The 21,768-nt window shown below is 38.9% G+C and carries 16 protein-coding genes; 6 read left to right on the forward strand and 10 right to left on the reverse strand.

Translation table 11 applies throughout. The features are described from left to right. The first annotated feature begins 37 nt into the window (after positions 1 to 37). Positions 38 to 1,582 (forward strand): glycine--tRNA ligase, encoded by a 1,545-nt coding sequence (locus U1E44_RS05970; RefSeq protein ID WP_322930145.1) that lies wholly within the window; start codon positions 38 to 40, stop codon positions 1,580 to 1,582. Positions 1,583 to 1,584: 2 nt separating this feature from the next. On the opposite strand, the gene U1E44_RS05975 is transcribed toward U1E44_RS05970, so the two are convergent. Then, positions 1,585 to 3,660: a TonB-dependent receptor family protein gene (locus tag U1E44_RS05975; RefSeq protein ID WP_322930146.1), complete on the reverse strand. Its 2,076-nt coding sequence runs from the start codon at positions 3,658 to 3,660 to the stop codon at positions 1,585 to 1,587. Between the two features lie 328 nt (positions 3,661 to 3,988). Here U1E44_RS05975 and U1E44_RS05980 point away from each other — a divergent pair, with 328 nt between their 5' ends. Together U1E44_RS05980 and U1E44_RS05985 are read left to right on the forward strand one after the other, a co-directional pair. Further along, entirely contained in the window at positions 3,989 to 4,753 is a 765-nt protein-coding gene (locus U1E44_RS05980; protein WP_322930147.1) for an exodeoxyribonuclease III, read from the forward strand. A 9-nt stretch (positions 4,754 to 4,762) separates the two neighbouring features. Continuing rightward, complete coding sequence (locus tag U1E44_RS05985) at positions 4,763 to 5,803, forward strand: NADP(H)-dependent aldo-keto reductase (protein WP_322930148.1); 1,041 nt, start codon at positions 4,763 to 4,765, stop codon at positions 5,801 to 5,803. A 142-nt stretch (positions 5,804 to 5,945) separates the two neighbouring features. On the opposite strand, the gene U1E44_RS05990 is transcribed toward U1E44_RS05985, so the two are convergent. The 9 genes from U1E44_RS05990 to panC all read right to left on the reverse strand — a co-directional run bounded on the left by U1E44_RS05990 (position 5,946) and on the right by panC (position 17,000). After that, complete coding sequence (locus tag U1E44_RS05990; RefSeq protein WP_322930149.1) at positions 5,946 to 7,310, reverse strand: ankyrin repeat domain-containing protein; 1,365 nt, start codon at positions 7,308 to 7,310, stop codon at positions 5,946 to 5,948. A 225-nt stretch (positions 7,311 to 7,535) separates the two neighbouring features. After that, on the reverse strand, positions 7,536 to 8,738 hold the full coding sequence (locus U1E44_RS05995; RefSeq protein ID WP_322930150.1) for an ankyrin repeat domain-containing protein: 1,203 nt from the start codon (positions 8,736 to 8,738) through the stop codon (positions 7,536 to 7,538). 246 nt (positions 8,739 to 8,984) lie between these two features. Beyond that, positions 8,985 to 9,860, reverse strand: a complete 876-nt coding sequence (locus U1E44_RS06000) for a hypothetical protein (protein WP_322930151.1) — start codon at positions 9,858 to 9,860, stop codon at positions 8,985 to 8,987. Positions 9,861 to 10,187: 327 nt separating this feature from the next. Beyond that, positions 10,188 to 11,882: a DUF262 domain-containing protein gene (locus tag U1E44_RS06005; RefSeq protein ID WP_322930152.1), complete on the reverse strand. Its 1,695-nt coding sequence runs from the start codon at positions 11,880 to 11,882 to the stop codon at positions 10,188 to 10,190. 110 nt (positions 11,883 to 11,992) lie between these two features. Beyond that, the gene (gene radA, locus U1E44_RS06010; protein WP_322930153.1) at positions 11,993 to 13,351 is read right to left on the reverse strand and encodes a DNA repair protein RadA; all 1,359 of its coding nucleotides are present in this window, start codon (positions 13,349 to 13,351) and stop codon (positions 11,993 to 11,995) included. A gap of 302 nt (positions 13,352 to 13,653) precedes the next feature. Continuing rightward, positions 13,654 to 14,796 (reverse strand): alpha/beta hydrolase, encoded by a 1,143-nt coding sequence (locus U1E44_RS06015; protein WP_322930154.1) that lies wholly within the window; start codon positions 14,794 to 14,796, stop codon positions 13,654 to 13,656. Positions 14,797 to 14,821: 25 nt separating this feature from the next. Beyond that, positions 14,822 to 15,787, reverse strand: coding sequence for a lysylphosphatidylglycerol synthase transmembrane domain-containing protein (locus U1E44_RS06020; protein ID WP_322930155.1), 966 nt, complete (start codon positions 15,785 to 15,787; stop codon positions 14,822 to 14,824). Between the two features lie 2 nt (positions 15,788 to 15,789). Next, on the reverse strand, positions 15,790 to 16,140 hold the full coding sequence (gene panD / locus U1E44_RS06025; RefSeq protein WP_322930156.1) for an aspartate 1-decarboxylase: 351 nt from the start codon (positions 16,138 to 16,140) through the stop codon (positions 15,790 to 15,792). A gap of 17 nt (positions 16,141 to 16,157) precedes the next feature. Next, a complete protein-coding gene (gene panC, locus U1E44_RS06030) occupies positions 16,158 to 17,000 on the reverse strand; it encodes a pantoate--beta-alanine ligase (protein ID WP_322930157.1) in 843 nt (280 codons plus the stop codon). Between the two features lie 102 nt (positions 17,001 to 17,102). Here panC and U1E44_RS06035 point away from each other — a divergent pair, with 102 nt between their 5' ends. The 3 genes from U1E44_RS06035 to glmS all read left to right on the forward strand — a co-directional run bounded on the left by U1E44_RS06035 (position 17,103) and on the right by glmS (position 21,743). Further along, positions 17,103 to 17,912, forward strand: a complete 810-nt coding sequence (locus U1E44_RS06035; protein ID WP_322930158.1) for a glycogen/starch synthase — start codon at positions 17,103 to 17,105, stop codon at positions 17,910 to 17,912. 5 nt (positions 17,913 to 17,917) lie between these two features. Beyond that, positions 17,918 to 19,768 (forward strand): DUF4270 domain-containing protein, encoded by a 1,851-nt coding sequence (locus tag U1E44_RS06040; RefSeq protein ID WP_322930159.1) that lies wholly within the window; start codon positions 17,918 to 17,920, stop codon positions 19,766 to 19,768. A gap of 127 nt (positions 19,769 to 19,895) precedes the next feature. Then, complete coding sequence (gene glmS / locus U1E44_RS06045; protein WP_322930160.1) at positions 19,896 to 21,743, forward strand: glutamine--fructose-6-phosphate transaminase (isomerizing); 1,848 nt, start codon at positions 19,896 to 19,898, stop codon at positions 21,741 to 21,743. Positions 21,744 to 21,768: the final 25 nt, after the last annotated feature.

Raw genomic sequence — 21,768 nt, forward strand, 5'->3', positions numbered from 1 at the left:
ATTGCGGCTTTAAAGGGTAAAATTCTATTTTTGCCGCATGGCAGCACAAGACGAAGATTTCAAAAAAGTAATATCCCACGCTAAGGAATACGGTTATGTATTCCCATCTAGCGAAATATATGACGGCCTGAGCGCCGTTTATGATTACGGACAAAACGGGGCAGAGTTAAAAAACAACATAAAGCAGTATTGGTGGAAAGCCATGGTGCAATTAAACCAAAACATCGTGGGGCTAGACGCTGCCATTTTTATGCACCCTACCACATGGAAAGCCTCTGGCCATGTAGATGCATTTAATGATCCTCTTATAGACAATAAAGATTCCAAGAAACGATACCGAGCAGATGTTTTGATTGAAGACTATGTAGGTAAACTGGAAGAAAAAATACAAAAAGAGGTAGACAAAGCCAAAAATCGTTTTGGGGAAACTTTTGATAAAGCACAATTTCTGGCCACCAACCAACGGGTAATAGAATATCAGGAAAAGGCCGAGACCATACTAAAACGAATGGGGAAATCCCTAGCCAATGAAGATTTAGCCGACGTTAAAAAACTCATAGAAGAATTGGAAATTGCATGTCCGCTTTCGGGTTCCAAAAACTGGACAGATGTGAAGCAATTTAATTTAATGTTTGGCACCAAACTAGGTGCTTCGGCAGAGCATGCTATGGATTTGTACCTACGTCCCGAAACGGCCCAAGGTATTTTTGTCAACTTCTTAAATGTACAAAAGAGTGGGCGCCTCAAAATACCTTTTGGCATTGCGCAAATCGGAAAGGCGTTCCGCAACGAAATTGTGGCGAGGCAATTTATTTTTCGTATGAGGGAATTTGAACAGATGGAAATGCAATTTTTTATCCGCCCGGGCTCACAGAAGGAATGGTACGAGATCTGGAAAGAAAAACGAATGCAATGGCATTTATCTTTAGGAATGGGCGAAGAAAATTATCGCTTCCACGATCATGATAAACTGGCCCATTATGCCGATGCTGCTGCTGATATCGAATTTAAATTTCCCTTTGGTTTCAAAGAACTGGAAGGCATCCATTCTAGAACCGATTTTGATTTGGGCAGCCATGAGAAATATTCGGGTAAAAAATTACAATATTTTGATCCGGAACTCAACGAAAGTTATGTGCCTTATGTATTGGAAACCTCTATTGGTGTAGACCGAATGTTTCTGGCTATTTTCTCTAAATCTCTGAAAGAAGAACCATTAGAAAACGGAACTACCCGTACCGTATTAAAGCTTCCGGCGGTATTAGCACCTGTTAAGGCTGCGGTATTCCCCTTAGTTAAAAAAGACGGACTGCCTCAATTGGCACAGACCATAATAGACGATCTAAAATGGGATTTCCGTGTTCTTTATGATGAAAAAGATGCCGTAGGGCGTCGTTATAGACGCCAAGATGCTGCCGGCACCCCTTTTTGCATTACAGTAGACCATCAGAGCCTAGAAGACCATACCGTAACCTTACGACAGAGAGATACTATGGAGCAGCAGCGCGTACCCCTAACCGGTTTAAAGGAAATTATAGACCGGGAAGTGAACATAAAATACTGGCTTCAGAAATTAGTATAAGGTTATAAGGCATACCGTAAACCTATACTCCCGTAATAGTTTATTCCGTTTCCCGGGTAAAAAAACCGTGGTTCTGCACCTCCAAATGCGGCAGTATTAATTAATACAGATTGTGCATATTTCGTGTTAAAGACATTGTTTATTCCAAAATCGAAACGCAATGTCATGTTCCCGGCAAATTCCTTTATATACCCCATTCGGGTGTTAAACACATTAAAAGGATCACTGTACAAGGTATGGGCATCTAACAAAGAAATTTTAGAGACAAATTGATGCGTGGAATTCCAATAAAAACCATGTTCATGTCCCAATCGAATGCCGGACTGTACCCTGTGTTTAGGAACCCCTGTAAGTGGATTCCCGGAAAAGTCGTTCGCTCCATCCACAAAATCTACAAAAATATGATCGCTAAAAGTGTAACTAATAAAGGGAGATACACGCCATTTGTTGGGCAGATCCATACGATAATTCACATCCGCTTCTAGGCCCCTGTGTCTTGTTTTTCCCGCATTTTTACCCACAAACTGATCGTCGCCCACGCGATCTGCTACCAAAAGGTCATTAATATTCATCTGATAGATAGCCCCGGAAAGGTTAAGTTTACCATCTGCCAAAAAAAGATGCGTACCTATTTCGTAATTGGTGCCCTTTTCTTGGGCAATATCAGGATTTATAACGCCATCCGGGGTTAAGGTTTCCTCCAAACTGGGATTGGAAAATCCGCGACTCACATTTGCATAGATCCTATAAGCATCTGCTGGGGTGAAATTAAGGGTAAGACTAGGCGCAACAATAGCATCAAAATTCCGCTCCGCACTACGGTTACCAGCTCCTGTATTAAATAAATCCCGAAAATCGTAATGCGTTTTATTAATACTGACACCCGGTTGCAGCACTAATGTAGCACTTAAAGGAACGGTGAGCGATGCAAAGGTGTTAAATTGCCGACGAAATTCCTTATTGTCTGCAAACAAATCGCCTTGCAAGCTTCCATTGCCATTATTCTGCTGATAGAGATTTAGAAATTCCCTCCAAGTGTATTCGTCCTTTACCAATTCTGCTCCAAAACTGTATTTTAGTACAGTATTGGAAACTTTAAAATCTCCGAAAAACCGTGTCCTGAATCCAAAACCATTGGTAAATTCATCTAAAATACCAAAAGGCCTTGGCTCAAAATGATCCAAATAGCTATAAAATATGCTGGTGGTACCTTCTAAGTGTGCCCCAAATGTATGGGTGTACGATAATCCTAAAAGTGTAAAATTATTGTCCTCGAAGCCTTTGGCTCCACGCCATGTAAATGCGGCCTGTCTCGAATTCTCTCTAAAAGCGGTTTCCCCCAAAGAACTGGCAATATGCGCCTTGTAATCGATATGATTTACCAACAATCCAATGCTACTTCGGGCATTAACCAAATAAGATGCGGTAATTAAAACCCCGTCCCTATCAAACTGACTATTTTCACGATAGCCTTCAGTTTCCATATGACCATATTGCAGACCCATGCTAAACTTCTCATCGGCATGACTAAAACTTAGTGCATTTTTTAGGAGGTTATACGAGCCTATCGTAACATTGTTGCTAAAAAAACTCCCTGTGCTCCCCTCTTTTGAATTTAGAATGATGGCACCGCCCAAGTTGGCACCGAAAGCGGTGCCTTTGGGGCCTTTTATAACTTCAATATCATTAAGACTTTCCAGGTCGTAAGCTTCTATGGTAGAGGAGCCTGTACCGTTCGTTACAGGAATTTCATTAAAATAGAGTCGCAATTTATCTGTGCCAAACAAGGTTCTGGCCCCTACACCGCGTATGGTAATTCGGTTGGTGTTTAATGCGCCTGACAAAATATAAACCCCGGAAATCTGATTCATGGCAGAGACCACGTCTACCGGACTGTAATTATCAAAAGTTTCCGCACCAATAGTTTGAAACGGTACTATGCCCGTGGCATTTTTACGTTTAAGGGCATCCGTTATAATTACCTCCTCTAATTGGGTAATGCTGTCCTTTTGTACCTCCTGTGCGGTTAACATTAATCCGATAGCAAAGAAAAATAAACTCCCAAACAGAACCCTCATGCATTTCAATTTTATCACAAAAATAGCTATTAAAACGGATGTGGTGGGACTCGCGCTTCAAAATTCAAAAGACTCACTTTGTTTTTTTTAACATGGCAATCACTATTTTATAAGCGAGAATTGGTCCACCTTCTTTTAAGTTCAAAGAAACATTCCTATTTTAGGGCAAAATTAAAAAAGGCAATCCCTTAAAAGAGGAGTTTTTTATAGTCCAGATGTTTTTCACCATACAGAAAATGAATAAATCAAGAACTTGGAGTAAGATAACAAAGCATCGTTTTGAACTATATAGCACTTAAAATGAAATGTTTGACTTAAATGTATTCGCTTGAAAATAGTTTCTTATAACGTAAACGGTATTCGTGCCGCACTTAGCAAAGGGTTTTTAGATTGGTTACAAACGGTTAATCCTGATATTGTATGCCTTCAAGAAATAAAAGCGCAGGAAGATCAACTAGAGCTTTCCCTGTTTGAAGCTGCCGGTTACAGCTTTACCTATTGGTACAGTGCCCAAAAAAAAGGATATAGCGGTGTTGCTATTTTATCCAAGAAAAAGCCCGATCATGTAGCCTACGGCACAGGTATAGACTATATGGATTTTGAGGGAAGAAACCTAAGAGCCGATTTTGGCGACCTGTCTATCATGAGCCTCTATCTGCCATCAGGGACAAATCTAGATCGCTTGGATCATAAATTGCAATACATGGCCGATTTTCAGACCTATGTGAATACCCTAAAAAAAGAACATCCCCGGTTGATTATTTTAGGCGATTACAATATTTGTCACCAAGCAATTGACATACACGACCCAATACGCAATGCCAATGTTTCCGGGTTTTTGCCTGTTGAAAGAGAGTGGATCGGGAATTTTATGGCCAGTGGGTTCATAGACAGCTTTCGCTATTTTAATAAAGAGCCCCATAATTATACCTGGTGGAGCTATAGGGCAAATTCAAGAAACAACAATAAAGGCTGGCGCCTAGATTATGGTATGGTAAGTGAACCGCTAAAGGATCAATTAAAAAGATCCGTCATCTTATCCGAAGCGAAACACAGCGATCATTGCCCTATTTTAGTAGAACTTAAAAAATAATGTGCATAAATGAAGTACAGCGTATTACCCACAACACAACTAGAAGTAAGTAGGATATGTTTAGGCACCATGACTTGGGGCAAACAAAATACGGAGGCCGAAGGGCATCAACAAATGGATTATGCGGTTGATCAGGGCATAAATTTCTTTGATACTGCCGAGCTATATTCGGTACCTGTAGAGAAAGAAACGCAAGGGGCTACCGAAAAAATTATTGGCACTTGGTTCAAGAAAACCGGTCTGCGCAACAAAATTATTTTGGCTTCTAAAATTGCCGGTCCTGCACATATTAACAGGCATGACATTAGAGATGATGGTTTTTCTAAAAAAGCGATTGACCACGCCTTACACGAAAGTTTAAAACGATTACAAACAGATTATATTGATCTGTATCAATTGCATTGGCCCGATCGAAAAACCAATTGCTTTGGAAAAAGAGGCTATGTGTATGATGCCAACGAAAAGTGGGAAGACACCATTAATGAAATCCTAACCACTCTTGATGGACACATAAAAGCCGGAAAAATTAGATATATTGGACTTTCTAATGATGTGCCTTGGAGTACGATGCGGTATTTGGAAGAAGCCAAAAACCACAATCTTCCGCGGATTGTAACCGTACAAAACCCCTACAGCCTGCTAAACCGTACGTACGAAATTGGCATGGCCGAAATTTCAATGCGGGAACATGTGGGATTGTTACCCTATTCGCCTTTGGCCTTTGGGAGGCTTACAGAAAAATTCATTAAAAACAAGGGTGTCGAAAATGCACGAATTACCTTGTTTCCAAATATGGCCCGATACAACGGGGAGACCGCTCTAAAGGCAACGCAAAAGTATTATGAATTGGCGCAAAAACACGGAGTATCTCTGGCGCAAATGGCGTTGGCTTTTATTCATCAACAGCCTTTTGTTACCAGTACGATTATTGGAGCAACGACTATGGCGCAATTAGCAGAAAATACCAAAAGTATCGATGTTACTTTAAGCGAGGAAGTTATAACCGGTATTGAAGCCATACACAACGCCATTCCTAATCCGGCTCCGTAGTGGAGATGATCATCTTTTATGTCTCAATCATATTGTGAAATTCTCCAGACGGAGGTCGCATAATTTGCCAATCTGTCTTGTCTTAAGTCTAATGCATGAGGACTCCAGATGTTCGATTTAATTTCTTTGGTTGAGGCATAATTTACCATTGTGCCAGCAACTCACTTTTCTTTTGGTTGTATTCTGATTCGCTAATCAATTCATCTTCAAAAAGTTCTTTAAGGTCTTCCAGTTTCGTTTTGATCTCATCTTTAGTAAGGGGTTCTGTTTTTGATTCTGATTTGGAAATCGCAGACAGATGAACCGATGCATTGGAATGGGGCACGGCTTCCGAGTTCGGTTTTTCTCCTAAAATTAACGCTGCAATCTCGTTGTACCCTTTAATATTGGCGTAGTCTAAAGGCCTTTGCTCTCGGGCATTGCTCGCATTCACGTCCGCTCCGTTTTTAATCAATAATGCTACAATATCCTTTTTGCCCGCTGAGGCCGCATAGTGTAGTGCCGTGTTTCCCGACTCGTCTTGAATATGTACATTAGCACCATTTTTTAATAAGAGTTCTATCATATAGCGATGTCCGTTTTTAGTAGCGATATGCAACAAACTTTCGCCTCCGGAGGTACGGTTGCTAGACAAATCATACAAGCGATCTGCAGAAAGGTCTTGCGCTTGTTCTACAAAATCTAAATAACTCCCTACCGAAACAGCTCCTTGCGATGGTGTTTGGAAATTGACATCCAATCCTTCAGTAAGAAATAATTGTACCAATTGCTTATGGTTATACGCACAGGCATAATAAATGGGTGATAAGCCACTTGGGGTATGCAGGTTTATATCGGCTCCTTTTTCAATAAACAAACGCACTAACATGATATTATTGTTGTAACACGCATACTGCAATGGTGTTACAGATTTGCTATCTGGTTCATCTACAGGAATTCCGTTTTCTAATAAGGTTTTGATTATAGGTAAATTTCCATAAGGAAGTGCTAAATGCAATAGGTTATTGCCTAATTTGTTCTTTATAAAAACATTGGCTCCTTTTTCGATAAAGGAATCAATCAATATTTTTTTTATACCCAAAACAGCGAGCATCAGCGGGGTTTCGCCATCGTTATTGGTGCTCTCTATATCAAAACCACTGTTTAAAAATACCTCGCACAAAGTCTTTTGACCATTTTTGGTGGCAATATGCAGTAAATTATTTCCTTGATAATCTTTGATATCCGCTTTGGCCTCATGCGCCAAAAACAATGTCACAATTTCGGCTTGGTTTTGCAAGGTTGCAAAAAAAATAGGGGTTTCGCCATTATGGTCTTCATAGTTTATGGCTGCCCCTCGTGCGATAAGATTTTCGCAAATCTCCTTATACCCTTTGTGTGCTGCATAATGCAAGGCGGTACGACCTTTTTCGTCTGTATAATTAACATCGACTACTTCTTGTTGCAAAAGCAATTCTGCTATTTTGCGATTGCCATTTTCGCAGGCAATAATGAACGATTGGCTCATGTTTTTTGTATTAAAATAGTATTATAAAATTATAGATAACATCTTTTTATCGGTTTGCTTCTCCATGTCTTAGGGCTTTACAACTACATTTTAGTTCCTAGATAACAATACGCCTATACTAACGGTTTTCCGAAAATGTCCTTACTAAAAAAGGATGAAACACGACTAACTGTACTATGTAGTTTTATCACTTACAAATGTTCAAATTTTTAGTAGTTTCTTTTTTTATTGCTTTAGTAATAGGGACGCTATTTTTTCTTTTAGATTATCGTCCATGGCCAATTCATGCGGAAGTTTGTCTTGACTATTCCTAATGGTCGCATCGGCCCCTTTTTCTAAAACAAACTTTACTTTTTTGTACAATTCCCTTGCCTTTTCGGCATCAAAATTTAGATTTACGGCACAGAGCTTATGCAATAAGGTGTTGCCTTGATTGTCGGTAGAATTAATATCCTCAAAATAGGTGTCCATCACTATTTCAAACACCTGAAAATGTTTGGTAATCGCCAGATCTAAAGGGGTTGTTGGTCTCCCGTAATAGGTACAACTGGTCATCACATTAGCGCCCTGTGCTCCTAATTTTTTTAGATATTCGTAGCTAGATGCACTAGAATATGTATCTATATGCCGAATATAATCGTATAACAAAATAGTACCTTCGGTATTAGGTTCATCAAAGTTGGGAAAGCCATAATCGCAAATTAAATCGTACATTTCGTACAATACCTTATCTACCAAAGCCACATAAAACATGGAATTCCCTTCCTTGTTTTTTACTGAAAGATCGGCGCCATTATCTAAAAACAAGCGCACTACTGCGAGGTTGTTATTTTCTATTGCATTTTCAAGCGGGGTTTTGCCCGCTTTGTTTTTTTGGTTGATATTTGCGCCGTTACGTATAAGTATTTCGGCATAGTGCGGTAAGATATCCAAATGGAGGAGTGTATTTTCCGAAGCATCTGTTTCATTGGCACTACAACCGGTATTAATAAAAATTTGAAAAGCCTCTAGGGGTAATTTCTTGAGAATAGCCAATTTTAAAAGGGATTGATTTCCTACATTTTCATTGCTATTTTCTATTTTGGACACAAATGATTTTAAAAACGTTATACCCTCTTCATCGGGACGTTCCTCTAACACTTTTTCAGCATTAAACCGTGTGACGGGTTCCGAATAGAATAAAATGTTTGAAAGTACAGTTTCAACAAAACTGCCTTCGAGCTTATCCATTTCATAAAGGTCTAAAGTAACGGCGCGGCTATCGCAGATTTGGAGGAGTATGTTATACTGTTTTTGGCGTACCAATGCACTGGTAATTTGCCGCTGATCAAAATCCCTAAGTCCTTTAAAAATTTGATTGTCCGATGCAATAAGTGCTTCAATTTTTGCTGAATCTTTTGAAAATACCGCTTCTTTTAGTGCCGACATGTGGAAATTTATTGATTTTGATTTTTGATGTTGTGTCCTTACAATTCTTAAACTGTACATACATCGCAAAAGGGACTTTAATAGGGTTACAGTAAATTGCTACTCCAAATGATAATTAATTTTTATACCGAGGTTCTTACTTAAACGTACTTAACACCATACTTAGTGTTACCGCGAACCTCTTTTTTTTAATCCGTTAGATTGTTAAAATGTAAAAAACGGATCCCCATTTTTGTTGCAGCCCTATCATTGTATCGTCAATTTTGAAATAACGCTTATTTCTTTTGAAGAAAGCTGATCCTTTAAGATTACGGTTAGTGTACAAGGGTTTACAAGATCTCCTTGTGTAAACGAAAAACTTGCTCTTAATTGGTCTCTTAACTCGTGCGGATCTACGCCTTTGGTTGCGTATGTCTCTAAGAGGTTAGGGTTAGAAATAAGGATATGGTCATTAGCATCTCTAAGATCAATAGATAACACCGGAAATACCTTGCCATTTTTGGTTTCCAGACCCGCTACACCTTCTAAAAACAACATATAGTCATTTTCTATACCAATGCTATCGTTAAAAACGACCGAATTCGATGTTTCGTTCCACAAATAGATTGTTGAATAGGATATGCCGTTACTTTTTATGTCATGAACGTCACTTCCTTTTACAGTAAAAGGGAGTTCATAATAGAATTTTCCATCTCCTTTTTTATCCCATATGTTTACAATAACTTTATATTTTTCATTGTGCTGATGGGGCATAACCGCTGTAAAATAGGTGTTTAATTGAAGTGGATTTAAATCCGTAGCATCCTTAAGTATATCTGCATTGGAGAGCACGGTATCTCTTTCGTTTTTTACCACAAAGATGGCCATACCGGGATAGTTTTTGTTATCTATCCTTTTAAGTCCTTTTACATTTTGGAACAGAAGGTTTATTTGTTCTCCAAAGAGAAATACATTCCCTTTCGCTTCTTTTCCATTGCTTTGAACTACTACCTCATCAACACCAATACCGTCTCCTTTTGAAACCGCTCCAGTAATAAAATCTTTACGGGCCGACTTATTAAATTCGCACGAGGACAATGTTAACAGAACCAAACCGCAAAAACTAACTTTTCTAATTTTCATTTTTAAAATTTTAATATTCCTAATTGTTTCCTGTCTGTAATAGTTACAACTATTTTTTATTTTCCATTTCTTAGATATACCCTTTAGCTAAGTCAAAAATTGAAACAATCATTTCGAAGTGAACAACGGATTTAATTTAATGTTTTGAAAATCAAGTAATTAGGCACTTCACTTCCCCTTTTTTAAATGTAATACAGTTTTACCATACACCTATTTATCATTGAAGCCAAACACAACGCCATTCCTAATCCTGCGCCATAAAGTATTTTAATGTGAATTCTCATTCTGGGAAAATAGCTTTATGGGGTTCACTAAAGGAAGGGTTTTTTAATCATATTGCGAAATCCTCCAAACAGAGCTAGCATAATTTGCCAATCTGTCTTGTCTAATATCAATTGAATTGGGAGTCCAGGTATTGGATTGAATTTCTTTTGATAGTTCGTATTTGCTGGTAACAAAAATAACTTTCTTTTCTTCAAACGGGAGTGTTTCACAGGCCCTGTTTTTATCTTCCTCAAGTAAAGTGTAGTTTCCAAGGCGATAAACAACAGATTCATGGATAGCTGGTGGGAATTCTAAAATGTAGTTAAAATGTCCATTTTCTGGTAATATATGTTCAATTGTTCCGGGGTTTTCTTCAAAATCATAATCCGCTCCGCTCAAATGATTTTCAAGGGAAAATAGAATGTATCGAACCAATTTCTTTCCCCGTTTTGTACTTATGGATTTTGAAGAAAAATCATTCTTAAAATCTTTATCATTCGGGTATAATGGTCTAATAATCTCTGCTATTTGACCAATGGTGTTGACCTCTTTTAGGCTTATTTGAATAGCAGCTTTGTTGTAAACATCTTCTTTTAGGTTGGTATGCAATTTTGCGATAACAGTATATCTGAAAGTAATAACAGAAACAAGCTTCAATACTTTACAAAAATCTTCTTGGTTTAAATTGTTATATGCTGCAATTAGGATAGAATATGCCTGTTTCTCCTTAAACAAGGTTAATTCTTTTATTCTTTTTTTTATGTCTCTATGACCACTCCAAAAAGTGTCAGCATAATTTGATAATGCTTTGTATAAGCGAGCATTTTCCTCTAAAGAATCCAGTAATAAAATTACGGCTGGAGAATCATTAATGGATTCTTTTATTGCTCGAAATAAATATTCTTGACGAATCAATTTGTTTTTAGAAACCCAGTAATGCCTTAAAAAAGTAGGAAAATTGTCTAGTCCAATTATGTCAACTATCTTTTTCCACTTACTTTTTATGTGTGGTAAATCTACCTTTGATGCTATTGAAAATAGATAGTTTTTAAGAAGATCAGTAACCGTCAATCCAACACCGCGAGAATTTAAAGTCTCAAAAACTGTGTATGCACTAAGTTCATCTTCCACAATTATTTGAATAAACATTAGCTTTTCAGCTATATGTTTATTGAGAAAATTAGTAATGATTTCGCCATCTTTCTCATTTTTGAAAAATAGGTTAACAGAATCGATAAAGTAGAGATATGCATTCCAAAGCTGTTTATCAGAATCTAATAAAGTATTAAAATTTGTGGGGGGTCTAAAAACCAATAAATTTGATTGAAAAAAACTATTGTTATTCTCATTTAATTGTAATTTGGATGAGTAGGTCAGGGACGCAGGATCCTTATCTCCTATATACTTTTTAGACAATAATGAAACCCTTTCTTTATTATTATCAATTTCAATCTCCTCTTTTATTAATTGATTAAGTTTGTTAATTATAGAAAGTACAATGAGTGTTAATGTTGAGAATCTTTGTTGACCATCAATCACGTGGTATTTCTTATCCCCCATATTCTGTAGAACAATTGATCCCATATAATGAACGTTACCCGTTTCATGGACCGACAGTATATCATTCCATAAATCCTCCCATTGGTCTTTACCCCAACTGTAATCTCGTTGATACGGGGGTACCGTGTAAGTTTTGCCATTACCAATAATGTCGCTTAAGCTTACTGTACTTGTATCTAATAAATTGTTGACTGCCATAAGTTAAAATTAAAATATTTTTAAACTTTGAAACAATAGTTCAAGAATATAAATTTAGAATGTTCCCTTCCTTGCCCTTATTTGAAATGCTAGATGTAAAATAACATATTTTAAAACATCCCTTTCAGCATTTCCTCGATTTTTGTTAGTTGTTCAATTTTTATTCGGGTATTTTTAAGGGATATCTTGTTGTTTTTAGAGACATAAATGGTGGTAAAACCCAATTTTTCGGCTTCTAATATTCGTTGTTCCACGCGTTGTACCGGGCGTATTTCGCCGGCCAACCCTATTTCTGCGGCAAAACAAATGCCCTTTTCTATAGCGATATCCAAATTACTGGAGAGAATGGCTGCCACTACTGCCAAATCTATAGCCGGGTCATCTACCGAAATGCCTCCGGTAATATTTAAGAAGACGTCTTTGGTGCCCAGTTTAAATCCCGCGCGTTTCTCCAAAACCGCCAACAACATATTTAAGCGCTTGGCATTATATCCGGTGGTGCTGCGCTGAGGCGTACCATATACTGCCGTACTTACCAATGCTTGTATTTCTATCATTAAGGGGCGCATCCCCTCTATAGTGGAGGCTATTGCAGTACCACTAAGTCCCGCATCATTTTTAGAGATTAATATTTCTGATGGATTATTTACCTCTCTAAGGCCACTGCCCTGCATTTCGTAAATACCCAACTCTGCCGTGGAGCCAAACCGATTTTTTAGGGTGCGTAGAATTCGGTACACATAGTTGCGATCTCCTTCAAACTGTAGCACTGTATCTACCATATGTTCCAAAATTTTAGGGCCTGCAATAGTGCCGTCTTTGGTGATATGGCCAATTAAGAGTACGGGCGTGTGGGTCTCCTTTGCAAATTTTATAAGTTCTGCGGTACATTCTCGAATTTGAGAAATACTCCCTGCGGCCGATTCTATATACTCTGAATGTAAGGTTTGGATAGAATCTATAACCAAAATATCGGGATTCATTTGGGCTATTTGCTGAAAAATATGTTGGGTTTTGGTTTCGGTTAGTACATAACAGTTTTGACTCTCCGGAAATATGCGATCTGCCCGCATTTTTATTTGTTTCTGACTTTCTTCTCCTGAAACGTATAGGGTTTTGTAGGGTATTTTTAGGGCTATTTGAAGCAACAACGTGCTTTTCCCGATACCCGGTTCTCCGGCCAACAGGGTTAGGGAGCCCGGTACGAGTCCGCCCCCCAATACGCGATTAAATTCAAGATCGCCGGTATTAAGACGTATTTCCTTTTCTGAACTAATCTCGTGAATTCGAAGTGGTTTTGCGGTCTTTGCAGCCGTGTTGGACGGGTGCTGCCATGCCGATTTCTCGGTATGCTGAACCAGCTCTTCTACCACCGTATTCCATGCTTTACAGGCGCCGCACTGTCCTACCCACTTAGCGTATTGCGTACCACAATTTTGACAAAAAAAAGCCGTCTTGGTTTTGGCCATACCCGTATTTATTTTGGGGCTAAAGATAAAACAAAGTTTAGAAAATTGGCTTGATTAGTAGCATTGGTCGTTATAATGCTATGCCAGGTACTTTAGGGTCTAGGGTATAGTCCTAAACCGCTGAATAGGACTTTAGGATTCGTTTTTGGCGACATAAAATTGCGTTAGGGATTGCAGTGAAAATCCTTTTTTAGCGCTCTTACGCTAAAAAAGATTGCAACGAAAAGCCCGACCCTTTAGGGAACGCCCTTATAGTAGCTGCTCGTTTCTTTTTGTCTTCACCTTTGGATTTTTAGGTGTATTTAAAATCCGAAATCGGCTTTTAGTGCATCCATTTTGTCAAGTGCCATTTCTTTAGTGAGAAAATCGATTTCGCGCATGCCAAAGGCCTTTTCAAACGTTCGAAGGGCTTTTTTGGGTTCTCCTAGTTGTTCGTAGTATTCGCCTTCGAAATAAAAGCCCATCATGGTATCCGGATATTCTTTTTTGCACAGATCGCTCAAAGGTTTCAAGGATTCGAAATCTTCTTTTTTGCGAATACCGGCATAGGTAGCCATAATGTCGTTTAAGGCTACACTCTTTTTAAATCCAAACATTTTTTCTATAGCCGAATATTTTGAGGTGAGATAATCGATTACCGGCCCCTCGGCAGCTAACAGTTGTTCCTTGTATTCTTTTGGACTAATAGGCTTGAACAAGCTGAATATGTTATCAAAGGATTTTCCGATACCATAAGTGACTACCGAAATATGATCCGCTTGCGGATACACATCATAGGAATACGTTATTACCTCGTTGTTTATTGCAGCAATTCCCTTATCCATTGCGGCTATACGATTGGTGTTTTTGTTTTTCTCTCCTTCTACAATAACGTGGTACATGACAGGATTTTTCATGGCTGCCAAACGTGCCGGCACCCTTTCTTCCATTTCGGCAGCCAATACCGGAGAAATACTTATATAGGCATTGAACAGGGACTCTTCTTTGTACAGAAATAAATTTCCGAAACTGGCGGTAATGTCATAGCCTACAAACATTTTAAACGGCGCCGTATTGTAGCTTGTTTCCAGATACGGTATAAGCTCCATCCCTAAGAATTCATAAAACTTTTTTCCTTTGTCGTCGGGTAAGCCACTAATTTCGTCGAAAGCACAATCTTCGAGTCTAATGGCATTATTATTTTGATCTACGCCCACTACAATGGCTTCCGGCATGCCGTGAAAAGTGCTGTAGACTTTAGAATTTGCCACCACCTGATCAAACAAATACTCGGCATCTAAAACTACAATTAAAGGGTATTTCTTTTCTTTGGTGTAGGTTTCCGGAAAATAGTAACGCACATCGCGTCTTTCCTGTAATTTGAAGCTTTCAAAAATTTCTTGTTTTACCTGTGCATTACTTATACAGCACAGCAATAGTGCCATGGAGGTTAAAAAGGCTTTCATGAGGTTGTTTTTTAACGGGAAAGTTTTATTTCTCCCTGTTGCATAACGGTAAGATGAGAAAAGATATTGCACCAAAAACAACAATCATTAAGGTTTGTGCAATCCACATTATCCAACCAAATGCATCCCCAGACACAGTACTAATCCCAAAAATGGCCAAGGCACTACTTACGGCTATGGGATATAGCCCAATGCCCCCGTTGGTGGTGGCCATGGCAAAGGCGCCTACTACGAAGGCAACCAGCAACTGGCTAAGCGTTAACGAAATGGTTTCGGGAACCGTAAATTTTATAACCCACAGCATGGCGATATAACAGCTCCAAATAAAAAAAGTGTGAACCATAAACGCCCATTTTCGCCGCATTTTGAAAATACTAAAAACACCATCTAACAACCCCTTTAGAAAGATTTTTAGCCTTATGGCTACGAAATTGGTCGATTTTTTAATGAAAAGGAAAAAGAAAACAGCACCAAAAACGCCTAATACCAACAAGCCTAGGAGGCCTGTAAGATTTAAGCCTTTGTCTTGAAGAAAGGCTAAGAGTATATCGGTTTGCAAAAGCAACGTTACGGCTATGACCAGCAATAACATCAACACATCAATGATTCGCTCTGTAACCACCGTGCCAAATCCCTTTTCAAAAGGAACTCCTTCATAGGTAGTTAAGGCCGTAGCCCTAAGGATTTCACCGGTTCTTGGAATCCCTAGATTTGCAAAATACGATATGAGTATAATTAAAACACTATTGGTTAATTTGGGCCGGTAACCCAACGGCTCTAGCGTATATTGCCACCGAATAGCGCGCGATATATGTCCAATTATGCCCAATACTACAGACAAGCCTACCCAAAACGGATCTGCCTCTTGAATATAATGAAGTATTTGCGATCGGTCTTCCGGTGAGGTCTTGTAGTAAGAATACCATACTAATAGCAACCCAATAGCCATGGGCACAGCTACTTTTAAAGCCTTTCTTGTGGAGAACTTCAAAATTAGGTGAGTAAGTTTGTGTTCTCATTCGGGAAGATAAGCGCCGGATTAAAATGTCTGGCCTCTTCAATATCCATCCGGGCATACGTTATTAAAATAAGAATATCGCCCACAGCTACTTTTCTGGCCGCAGCTCCATTCAGCGTTAGTTCGCCACTATTGCGCGGTCCGGGAATGGCATAGGTTTCCAGTCTTTCCCCATTGTTGTTGTTTACAATGAGGACTTTTTCGCCTCTAACGATATTCGCTGCATCCATTAAATCTTCATCTATAGTGATGCTGCCTATATAATTTAAATCTGCTCCGGTGACTTTAACTCGGTGAATTTTAGATTTTAATACTTCTATCTGCATGGTACAAAGGTAATAAATTACAGTGCAATGTTGTCTATTAGTCGAACATCTGCCACATACACTGCAATAAAGACTCTATATTTTTTAGTTTTATGTTTTCTTCTACAAGGGGCTAAGGTGGCCTCGTCTCTAATTTCTATATATTCTAGTTGTAATTTAGGTTTAGTTTGAAATGCCCTTGTTACCCAATCTATGACCTCAGATGCACTTTCTGTGCTAAATTTTTCCTTGGCTTCACATAAAATGCGGTAAATAAATGCGGCCTCATCCTTGTCTTCTTTAGAAAGTCTTTGATTTCTAGAGCTCATTGCCAATCCACTGCGTTCTCTTACAATTGGGCAACCGATTACTTGCGTTGGAAGCTGCCTTAGCGCTACCATTTTTTGAATGATCTTTAATTGTTGAAAATCCTTTTCCCCAAAATACGCTTTGTGAGGTTGTATGAGTCTAAATAATTTTTCTACAATAGTACCTACCCCATTAAAATGATTTTTCCGAAACGTACCCTCCATCACCTCGTCCAATCCATCAAAGTTATAGGTGGTAGCCATAACCTCGTCATTGTAAATTTCCGAAACCTCCGGATGAAACAACACAATATTTTCCGATAAATTTTGAAGCAAATCTATATCTTTTTCTAGTGTTTTGGGATATTTTAATAAATCTTGCGGATTATTGAACTGCGTAGGATTTACAAAAATACTGACCACAACAACATCATTCTGATAAATTGCCGTTTTAATCAATGCTGCATGGCCTTGATGTAGGGCTCCCATGGTGGGCACTAAACCAATTTGCTCCCCTTTACCTATTGTCTTTAGGTGCATCTGAAGCCTGTGCTTATCTTGAAAAACGAACATAAAAGGGTTATATGGGGAGCAAACTTACTATAATTAAGGCTAATGTGCATAATTTTTGTAATTTTGCACTCGGGTTTTCCCCAAAAATAAAATAGTACCTCTATGAATGGCAAAAAGATATTGTTTGTATCTTCAGAGTTAGTGCCCTACTTACCAGAAAATGAAGTTTCCTTAATGTCTTACGAAGCCCCTAGAATGGTGAATAGCAATGGGGGACAGATTCGAATTTTTATGCCGAGGTATGGGAATATTAACGAGCGACGCCATCAACTCCATGAGGTTATTCGGTTATCGGGAATGAATTTGGTGATCAACGATATGGATATGCCATTGATCATTAAAGTAGCTTCTATTCCCCGAGAGCGCATACAGGTCTATTTTATAGACAATGAGGAATATTTTAAAAGAAAAGCCACTTTTACAGACGAAAATGGCAATCTGTTTCCGGATAACGACGAACGGGCTATTTTCTTTGCGAAAGGGGTTGTAGAGACCGTTAAAAAATTAAACTGGTCTCCAGACATTATCCACGTGCACGGATGGATGGCTTCCTTATTGCCTTTATATCTAAAACATTACTTTGTAGATGAACCCTTGTTTGCAGACAGCAAGATCGTAACCTCAGTATACACGAAAGGATTTGAAGACACTTTAGATCCCAATCTGATAAAGAAAATTGCTTTTGATGGTATCCCAGATGAACATATTCGAGTCCTTGAGCAACCCACCTATAATAATATGTTAAAAGTCGCTGTAGATTTTTCTGATGCCATTATTTTAGCGGCCGAAGAAATTCCTGAAGAGTTACTTTCGCACATTACCAACCTTCAAAAACCTGTGTTGCCCTATGTTTCTCTCCAAGGGTTTGAAGAAGCATACGCCAATTTTTATAACACTGAAGTCTTAAAATAATATTCATGAAATTTTTGAATAGAATAGCATCCGCTGCCCTTATAGCGACTTTGTTGGCAATGAGTTTGTCTTCTTGTGAAGAGGATTTAACCACTATTGGTTCCGGCTTAGTGAGCCAAGAGCCCTTTCTTACCGATAAGGCGTTTTTTGATGTTTTTGCGTACAATAGAAAAATAAATGCCGTACAAACCAATCAAATGCCTGCCTACCAGTTGGGGAACTTTATAGACCCCGTTTATGGCAGGACCGAAGCAAGAATTACTTCTCAGGTTAGTTTACCGGGAAATGCGCCGAATCCTGTTTTTGGAACTTTTTCTCAGCAAACAGAAAACAATTCCGCCACAGATGACAATATCTTGACAATCCCCGAAAATGAAACCGTTACCGACGTTATTCTTTACATTCCTTTCTTGAGGAATACCCTTGCGGACAGTGATGGGGATGGAGTGGATGACGAATTTGATATAGATCCATTAGATCCCAACAGCGATACCGATGGAGACGGACTAACTGATAATCAAGAACGTATACTCGGCACAAATCCCCTGAATCCAGATACGGACGGGGATGGTATTATTGACAGTGAAGATCCCAGTCCGGGAACCAATAATTTTCCAAGAAAATTTCAACTCGATAGCATTTTTGGAAACCAAAACATTCCTTTTAGACTTAAAGTAGAACGGAACAACTTTTTTCTGAGAGACTTAGATCCCAATTCTAATTTCCAAGAATTACAAGCATATTTTTCCAATCAACAGTTTACCCCTGAATTTGCTGGAGAAGTACTTTTTGATGGCGAGGTTACTATAGACAATGAAGAAATCCTTCAGTTTAATGAAGATGATCCTGAAACCCCGGATGTAGATGAATCCCTTGTTGTTTTAACGCGCTTGGCGCCCGGAATACAGGTGCCTTTAGATCCCGATTTCTTCCAACAAAATATTCTCGATAAGGAAGGTAGTACGGAATTGCTTAGTGTGTCAAATTTTGAAGATTTCTTTCGGGGTATTCATTTATCCGTTCCAGATGACATCTTATTGCTGTTCGATTTAACGCAGGCCACTATTAACATTAATTACGAACACGACAGGGTCGATACCAATGGTACCGTGGCCGATGTTTCTGACGATACCATAGTAAAAGACTCTAAAACGTTTCAACTGAGATTAATTACGGGAGGTCCCAATATTCCTGTATCTAAAAATGCGGTAAATACCTTTATTAATGAAACGTATCCTCCGCAAATTTTAGATCAGCTTAACACCGGACAAAATGCATCTAGAATTTATGTTAAAGGTGGTGCAGGATCTTTTGCAGAGATAAAGTTATTTGATGAAAGCAATGGATTTAATATCATCAACCAAATAAAAGCTAATAATTGGGTCATTAACGAAGCCAATTTGGTGTTTTATGTAGATCGTAATGCCTTAGACGCTGCAGGTAGCCCCATAGAGCCCCCAAGATTGTATTTGTACAATACCGAAAACAACAACCCTTTGTACGTTACACGATTCAACAGTATAGACCCAAACTCTTCGCTCCGTTCGTTTCCCGATCATGATGGTTTGTTGCAAAAAACAGGGGATAAAGGAACCAAATACCGAATTCGCATCACAGAACACATCAATGATTTGGTTGTGAGAGACTCTGCCAATGCCACTTTGGGATTGGTCGTTACTTCCGACATCCGTGTGATTAGTGTTCGCGAGGCAATGCTTAGTGCTTCAGAAGATAAAGAGCTTCCCGTAATGAATACCATTAATCCGTTTGGAACCGTCCTTTTTGGGAGCAATGTTGCGCCTGCCGAGGAAGATAAAAAGTTACGCTTAGAAATTTCGTATACGAAAGCCAACTAGTTCCCCAAGGCATACTTCTTATGGGATTTTTACGTTACTCATCTAATTTAAGGAGCGCACATACAATCTGTGTGTTACCTTTGTAGGTAGTTTCCCCATAAATTTAAACCCAAATATCTAAAAAAGCATGTGTGGAATTGTTGGTTATATAGGTTATAGAGATGCATATCCCATCATTATCAAAGGATTAGAACGCTTAGAATACCGTGGTTACGATAGTGCAGGTATTGCACTTTTCGACGGAAAACGCATCAATTTATCGAAAACAAAGGGGAAAGTCGCCGACCTAAGGCAAAAATCAGAAGCCGAGATTTCTCTATTAGGTCAATTGGGAATGGGACATACACGGTGGGCTACCCATGGCGTGCCTAACGACGTAAACTCGCATCCTCATTTTTCCAATTCAGGAAATCTGGTCATCATTCACAACGGCATTATAGAGAATTACGAATCGCTAAAAAAAGAATTAAAAAAGAGAGGCTATTCATTTTCCTCAGATACGGATACTGAAGTACTTATCAATCTTATTGAAGAAGTTAAGAAGACCGAAGGCGTAAAACTAGGACAAGCCGTTCAAATAGCTCTTAATCAAGTAGTTGGTGCTTATGCTATTGCTGTTTTTGACGTTCAAAAACCAGATGAAATGGTGGTTGCCAAATTAGGAAGTCCGCTCGCCATAGGCATTGGTGAGAATGAATACTTTATTGCATCAGATGCCTCTCCTTTCATAGAATTTACCAACAATGCTGTGTATTTGGAAGATGAGCAGATGGCTGTTATCCGCTTAGGTAAAGAAATAAAACTAAGGCGCATTAAAAACGATGCCATTGCATACCCTAATATTTTAGAGTTACAGCTAAATCTGGAAGAGATTGAAAAAGGCGGGTACGATCATTTTATGCTAAAGGAAATCTATGAGCAACCCAGAGCAATTTTAGACACCTACAGAGGCAGACTTCGGGCAAAAGACGGACTTATTAAGATGGCTGGCGTAGACCAACATTTAGAGAAGTTCCTTAATGCGCAGCGCATTATTATCGTAGCCTGTGGCACCTCTTGGCATGCCGGTTTAGTTGCCGAATATATTTTTGAGGATTTGGCAAGAATTCCCGTGGAAGTAGAATATGCTTCCGAATTTCGATATCGAAATCCGGTAATAACCGACAGGGACGTTATCATAGCCATTTCGCAATCCGGTGAAACCGCGGATACACTTGCTGCCATAAAACTTGCCAAAGAAAAAGGAGCGTTCGTATTTGGTGTTTGCAATGTGGTAGGTTCATCCATTGCACGTGAAGCCGATGCAGGAGCCTACACTCATGCAGGCCCAGAGATTGGAGTTGCTTCTACCAAAGCGTTTACTACACAAATTACGGTGCTTACCTTATTGGCATTAAAACTGGCTAAGGAAAAAGGTGCCTTTTCTACAACAAAATTTCATGAGTTTTTAACCGAGATGGAGCAGATTCCCGCCAAAGTAGAAAAAACATTGCATACCAATGTGTTGGTTGCACAAATTGCCGAAATATACCAACATGCCACGAATTGTCTTTATTTAGGTCGCGGCTATAATTTCCCTGTGGCCTTGGAAGGTGCTTTAAAATTAAAAGAAATAAGCTATATACATGCCGAAGGTTACCCGGCTGCCGAAATGAAACACGGCCCTATTGCCTTAATAGACGAACAGATGCCGGTAATTATCATTGCTACCAAAAAAGGACATTATGATAAGGTGGTGAGCAATATACAGGAAATAAAATCACGTAATGGAAAGATCATCGCCGTAGTAACCGAAGGAGATGAACAGGTACGCGATCTGGCAGATCATGTCATTGAAATACCCGATACCTTAGAAAGCCTAACTCCCCTTTTAACGACTATTCCTTTACAACTATTGTCGTACCACATCGCGGTAATGCGAGGTTGTAACGTAGATCAGCCGCGCAATTTGGCAAAATCTGTAACGGTAGAATAGCAAAAACATAATTTGAGAACAACAT

This window comes from Aurantibrevibacter litoralis, from assembly GCF_034651555.1.
GTDB classification, from domain to species: Bacteria; Bacteroidota; Bacteroidia; order Flavobacteriales; family Flavobacteriaceae; genus Aurantibrevibacter; species Aurantibrevibacter litoralis.